This window comes from Sphingopyxis sp. (assembly GCF_036402335.1).
Taxonomy (GTDB): Bacteria; Pseudomonadota; Alphaproteobacteria; order Sphingomonadales; family Sphingomonadaceae; genus Sphingopyxis.
This window is the reverse complement of sequence record NZ_DASWTD010000635.1, coordinates 1-4,827: the sequence shown is the minus strand read 5'-3', so window position 1 is coordinate 4,827 and position 4,827 is coordinate 1. Positions and strand designations below refer to the sequence as shown.

The following is a 4,827-nucleotide window of genomic DNA, read 5'->3' as shown; positions in this document are numbered from 1 at the left end:
GAAAGCCGGGGCCCATGACTGCACGAGGCCGCGGCTTTCGCCGGGGATCACAACCTAGAGACTGCATATGACCGACAAACCCACCCTCGACCAATGGGCCGCCGCCGCCGACAAGGAAGTGAAGGGCAAGGACCTCACCTGGGCGACGCCCGAAGGGATCGACGTCAAGCCGCTCTACACCGCCGAGGATGTACAGGCCGATCCGGGGCTGCCCGGCTTCGCGCCCTTCACGCGCGGGGTGCGGGCGTCGATGTATGCGGGGCGGCCGTGGACGATCCGGCAATATGCGGGTTTCTCGACCGCCGAGGAATCGAACGCCTTCTATCGCCGCAACCTCGCCGCAGGCCAGAAGGGCCTGTCGGTCGCCTTCGACCTCGCGACGCACCGCGGTTATGACAGCGACCATCCGCGCGTCGTCGGCGACGTTGGCAAGGCGGGCGTCGCGATCGACAGCGTCGAGGATATGAAGATCCTCTTCGACGGCATCCCGCTCGACCAGATGTCGGTCTCGATGACGATGAACGGCGCGGTGATCCCCATACTCGCCTTCTTCATCGTCGCGGGCGAGGAGCAGGGGGTCGAGCGCAAATTGCTCGACGGGACCATCCAGAACGACATCCTCAAGGAGTTCATGGTCCGCAACACCTATATCTACCCACCCGAGCCGAGCATGCGGATCATCTCGGACATTTTCGGCTACACGAGCCGTGAGATGCCGAAGTTCAACAGTATCTCGATCAGCGGCTATCATATGCAGGAAGCCGGCGCGACGCAGGTGCAGGAGTTGGCCTTCACGATTGCCGATGGCGCCGAATATGTGCGCTATGGCGTCGCATCGGGGCTCGACATCGACAAATTCGCCGGGCGCCTGTCCTTCTTCTTCGCGATCGGCATGAACTTCTTCATGGAAATCGCGAAGCTGCGCGCCGCGCGCGTGCTGTGGCACCGCGTGATGACCAATCTCGGCGCGAAGGACGAGCGCAGCAAGATGCTGCGCACGCACTGCCAGACGTCGGGGGTCAGCCTGACCGAGCAGGACCCGTACAACAATGTGATGCGCACGACGATCGAAGCGATGGCGGCGATGCTGGGCGGAACGCAGTCGCTGCACACCAACGCGCTCGACGAGGCAATCGCGCTGCCGACCGATTTCTCGGCGCGCATCGCGCGCAACACCCAGATCGTCATCCAGGAAGAGACCGGAATGACCAAGGTCGTCGATCCGCTGGGCGGCTCTTACTATGTCGAGGCGCTGACGCAGGAACTGGTCGACAAGGCGTGGGAGATTATCGAGCGCGTCGAGAAGGAAGGCGGCATGGCGAAGGCCGTTGCTGCGGGCTGGCCCAAGGCGATGATCGAGACGGCCGCCGCCGCGCGGCAGGCGCGGGTGGACCGCGGCGACGATGTAATCGTCGGGGTGAACAAATATCGCCTGAAGGACGAGGATTTGCTCGAAACGCTCGAGGTCGACAACACCAAGGTCCGCGAGGCACAGGTCGCGCGGATCAACAAGACCAAGGCGAGCCGCGACGAAGCCGCCTGTCAGGTGGCGCTCAAGGCGCTGCGCGATGCGGCGGCGGGCGAACAATCGATCGAGAACAACCTGCTCGCGCATGCCGTCGAAGCGGCTCGCGCCCGCGCGACGCTCGGCGAAATCAGCTCGGCGATGGAAGAAAGCTTCGAACGCTACGGCACCCAGCCAACCCCGGTGAAGGGCGTCTACGCTGCGCCCTATGAAGGCGACAGCCGCTGGCAGCAGGTGCTCGACGGCGTGAAGGCGGTCGAACGGCGGATGGGACGCAAACCCAAGCTGCTTGTCGCCAAGATGGGGCAGGACGGCCACGATCGCGGCGCCAACGTCATCGCTTCGGCATTCGGCGACATGGGCTTTGACGTCGTGTCGGGACCACTGTTCCAGACTCCCGAAGAGACGGTGGTGCTTGCGCTGGACGCAGGCGTCGACGTCGTCGGCGCATCGAGCCTTGCCGCCGGGCACAAGACACTTATCCCCGAACTTATCCACAAGCTGAAAGAGGCCGGGCGCGGCGATGTGAAGGTGATCGCGGGCGGTGTGATCCCGCCGCAGGACTATCAATATCTGCGTGACGCAGGGGTGCAGGGGATTTACGGGCCCGGCTCGAACGTGGTCGAATGCGCCGCCGACGTGCTGCGCCTGCTCGGCCACAATATGCCACCATTGGAGGATGCCGCATGAACCGGATGCTGGGACTGATGCTTGCAGGAGCCGCTGCGATGACGGGCGCGACGGCGCACGCCGAATCGGCGAGCAAAGCGAGCGAGTATCGGCCCGATGTGACCGTCGAGTGGATCTACAAACAGGACCTCGACGACGTCTATTTTACCAACTGGTACGGCCGCCTCGAACAATCCGACGGCCCGTGGCGCGACGTCTATTTCGAAACCGCCGACAAATTTGTGAACAAGGGGATCATTCGCCTCAACTGCGACGATCCCGAGGCCGATATCGATCTGACCCTCTATGATGTCGGCAAATATGGCAGCGAGGCCGATCGCCGTCAGGTGACCGTGCCCTATGGCGACCGGCGCCCATGGGCCGACGGCAATTATCAGCCGCTGTCCGGCGAAACGCCGCCTTTCGAATTCTACGACGCGGCGCTCGCGCGCTTCTGCAAATAATCAAAGCAAAGGGTTACAACCAATGAGCCTTTCCAGTTCCGCCGAGCAGGGCGAATATTCGCGCAACGACTGGACGCGCGAGGAGATCGCCGAACTGTTCGACCTGCCGTTCGACGAATTGATGTGGGAGGCGCAGGGCGTCCACCGCCGCCACCACGCGCGCGGCGAGGTGCAGCTGTGCACCCTGCTCAGCATCAAGACCGGCGGCTGCGCCGAGGATTGCGGCTATTGCTCGCAGTCGGCGCATGCCGACACCGGGCTGAAAGCGACCAAGCTGATGGACGTGCGCGCGGTGCTCCAGGCGGCGGCTGAGGCCAAGGACGCCGGCTCGCAGCGTTTCTGCATGGGCGCGGCATGGCGCAACCCCAAGGAACGCGACATGCCCGCGATCGTCGAGATGATCGAGGGCGTGCGCCAGATGGGCATGGAAACCTGCATGACGCTCGGCATGCTCAGCAAGGAGCAGGCGCAGCAACTCGCTGTCGCGGGGCTCGACTATTATAACCATAATATCGACACGAGTCCGGAGAATTACGAAAATATCATTTCGACCCGCACCTTCCAGGACCGGCTCGACACGCTCGAGGAAGTGCGCAGCGCCGGGATCAACGTCTGCTCGGGCGGGATCGTCGGTATGGGCGAGACGCGCGGCGACCGCGTCGGCTTCATCCACGCGCTCGCGACCCTGCCGCGCCATCCCGAAAGCGTCCCGGTCAACGCGCTGATCCCGATCAAGGGCACCGTGCTCGGCGACATGCTCGCCGACACGCCGCTCGCGCAGATCGACGAGATCGAGTTCGTCCGCACCGTGGCGGTCGCGCGCATCACGATGCCGATGAGCATGGTGCGCCTGTCGGCGGGGCGCGAGAGCATGTCGGAAGCGACACAGGCGCTGTGTTTCATGGCCGGTGCGAACAGCATCTTCACCGGCGACAAGCTGCTGACCACCGGCAACCGCGGCGACAGTGCCGACGCGGCGCTGTTCACCAAGCTCGGCCTCAAGCCGATGGTGAGCGAAGAGCCGATGCGGATGGAAGCCGCCGAATGATCAGGGCGGGCGCCTCCATCCTGGCGGCGACTTTAGGGGCGCTGGCGGGCTCCCCGGCGGCGGCTTGCTCCATGGACATGCGCCCCGTTCACGAACGGATCGAACGGATCAAGACCGATCCCGACGTCCGGCTGGTCAAAGGCGCCTTCCACTTCGAGCAGGTGCGCGGCAAACCCGTGAATGACCCTGACCTTCCGGGGTGGCTGCAGAATGCGGAGATACTGGGAAAGCTCGAGACGCGCAGGGGGACGGCGTTCGAAACGGTCCATGCCGCACCGGACGAGAGCACGACCTGTTACGTCGGAACTTATTTCAAACCCGTAAGCGACGCCTCCGGCATCTTTTACCTGTCGCGCCGAAAGACCGACGGCCGGTACGAGTTGCTGCATTGGGAGGGCGAGAATTTGCCCGCCAAAGCCCAAAAGCCATGACCCGCAAGCCGCTTGTCGCCCTTCTGATCTCGGTCCTGTTGCTGCCCGCCTCCTGTGCGTTCGGCATCACGGCAAACCGCATGCAAGGCGTGCGGCTCGGCACCGCGGCGGGCGCGGGCGGGCCGCTGTGGGCGGAAAACCTGCTCTGGATCGGCGCGCTCATGCTGATGCTGGTGTGGGCGCGGCAGATCAAACGCATCTATCGTACCGATGCCGGTGTGCCGGCGCCAAAGGAGACGACCGAATGATATTCGCTTCGCTGTTACTGCTGTCCGCGACGGCCGCCGATCCCGAAATCGATTGCGACAATGCCATGGCGCAGTTCGAGCTCAATGCTTGCGCGTACAAGGAGTTCGAGCGTGCCGATGCGGCGATGAATGCGCAATGGAAGGTGACCTCGGCGCGCATGAAGGAAATCGACAAGGATTTCGACCGCACGCAGGACGATCGCCCGGGCTATTTCGACACGCTGCTCGCCGCGCAGCGCGCGTGGCTGTCCTACCGTGACAAGCAATGCGCCAGCGAGGGCTATACGATGCGCGGAGGATCGGCTGAACCGATGGTGATCAGCGGATGTCAGAGGCAGCTGACCGAGGCGCGCACCGCACAATTGAAATCCCTCATCGAGGAATATTGAGACCGATGTTCAAGAAAATCCTGATCGCCAACCGCGGTGAAATCGCCTGCCGC

General features: G+C 63.7%; 6 protein-coding genes. All 6 read left to right on the top strand.

All coding sequences use genetic code 11. The annotated features are described in order from the left end of the window. Positions 1-67 precede the first annotated feature (67 nt). From scpA to VGD20_RS20420, 6 genes are read left to right on the top strand one after another with little or no spacing between them, the layout of a single operon-like run. On the top strand, positions 68-2,215 hold the full coding sequence (gene scpA, locus VGD20_RS20445; protein ID WP_331136210.1) for a methylmalonyl-CoA mutase: 2,148 nt from the start codon (positions 68-70) through the stop codon (positions 2,213-2,215). Further along, a complete protein-coding gene (locus VGD20_RS20440; protein WP_331136209.1) occupies positions 2,212-2,658 on the top strand; it encodes a hypothetical protein in 447 nt (148 codons plus the stop codon). The genes scpA and VGD20_RS20440 overlap by 4 nt, the downstream gene beginning before the upstream one ends. A 22-nt stretch (positions 2,659-2,680) precedes the next feature. After that, positions 2,681-3,706, top strand: coding sequence for a biotin synthase BioB (gene bioB / locus VGD20_RS20435; RefSeq protein WP_331136208.1), 1,026 nt, complete (start codon positions 2,681-2,683; stop codon positions 3,704-3,706). Next, positions 3,703-4,137 carry a hypothetical protein gene (locus tag VGD20_RS20430; protein ID WP_331136207.1) on the top strand — a complete coding sequence of 145 codons (435 nt, stop codon included), beginning with the start codon at positions 3,703-3,705 and terminating at the stop codon, positions 4,135-4,137. The genes bioB and VGD20_RS20430 overlap by 4 nt, the downstream gene beginning before the upstream one ends. Beyond that, a complete protein-coding gene (locus VGD20_RS20425; protein WP_331136206.1) occupies positions 4,134-4,385 on the top strand; it encodes a hypothetical protein in 252 nt (83 codons plus the stop codon). Before VGD20_RS20430 ends, VGD20_RS20425 begins: the two co-directional genes overlap by 4 nt. Continuing rightward, entirely contained in the window at positions 4,382-4,774 is a 393-nt protein-coding gene (locus VGD20_RS20420; RefSeq protein WP_331136205.1) for a lysozyme inhibitor LprI family protein, read from the top strand. The genes VGD20_RS20425 and VGD20_RS20420 overlap by 4 nt, the downstream gene beginning before the upstream one ends. Positions 4,775-4,827 lie beyond the last annotated feature (53 nt).

Excerpts from the sequence above, each read along its gene's own strand:
- bioB (WP_331136208.1), top strand. The coding sequence starts at position 2,681 with ATGAGCCTTTCCAGTTCCGCCGAGCAGGGCGAATATTCGCGCAACGAC.
- scpA (WP_331136210.1), top strand. The coding sequence starts at position 68 with ATGACCGACAAACCCACCCTCGACCAATGGGCCGCCGCCGCCGACAAG.
- VGD20_RS20440 (WP_331136209.1), top strand. The coding sequence starts at position 2,212 with ATGAACCGGATGCTGGGACTGATGCTTGCAGGAGCCGCTGCGATGACG.
- VGD20_RS20430 (WP_331136207.1), top strand. The coding sequence starts at position 3,703 with ATGATCAGGGCGGGCGCCTCCATCCTGGCGGCGACTTTAGGGGCGCTG.
- VGD20_RS20425 (WP_331136206.1), top strand. The coding sequence starts at position 4,134 with ATGACCCGCAAGCCGCTTGTCGCCCTTCTGATCTCGGTCCTGTTGCTG.
- VGD20_RS20420 (WP_331136205.1), top strand. The coding sequence starts at position 4,382 with ATGATATTCGCTTCGCTGTTACTGCTGTCCGCGACGGCCGCCGATCCC.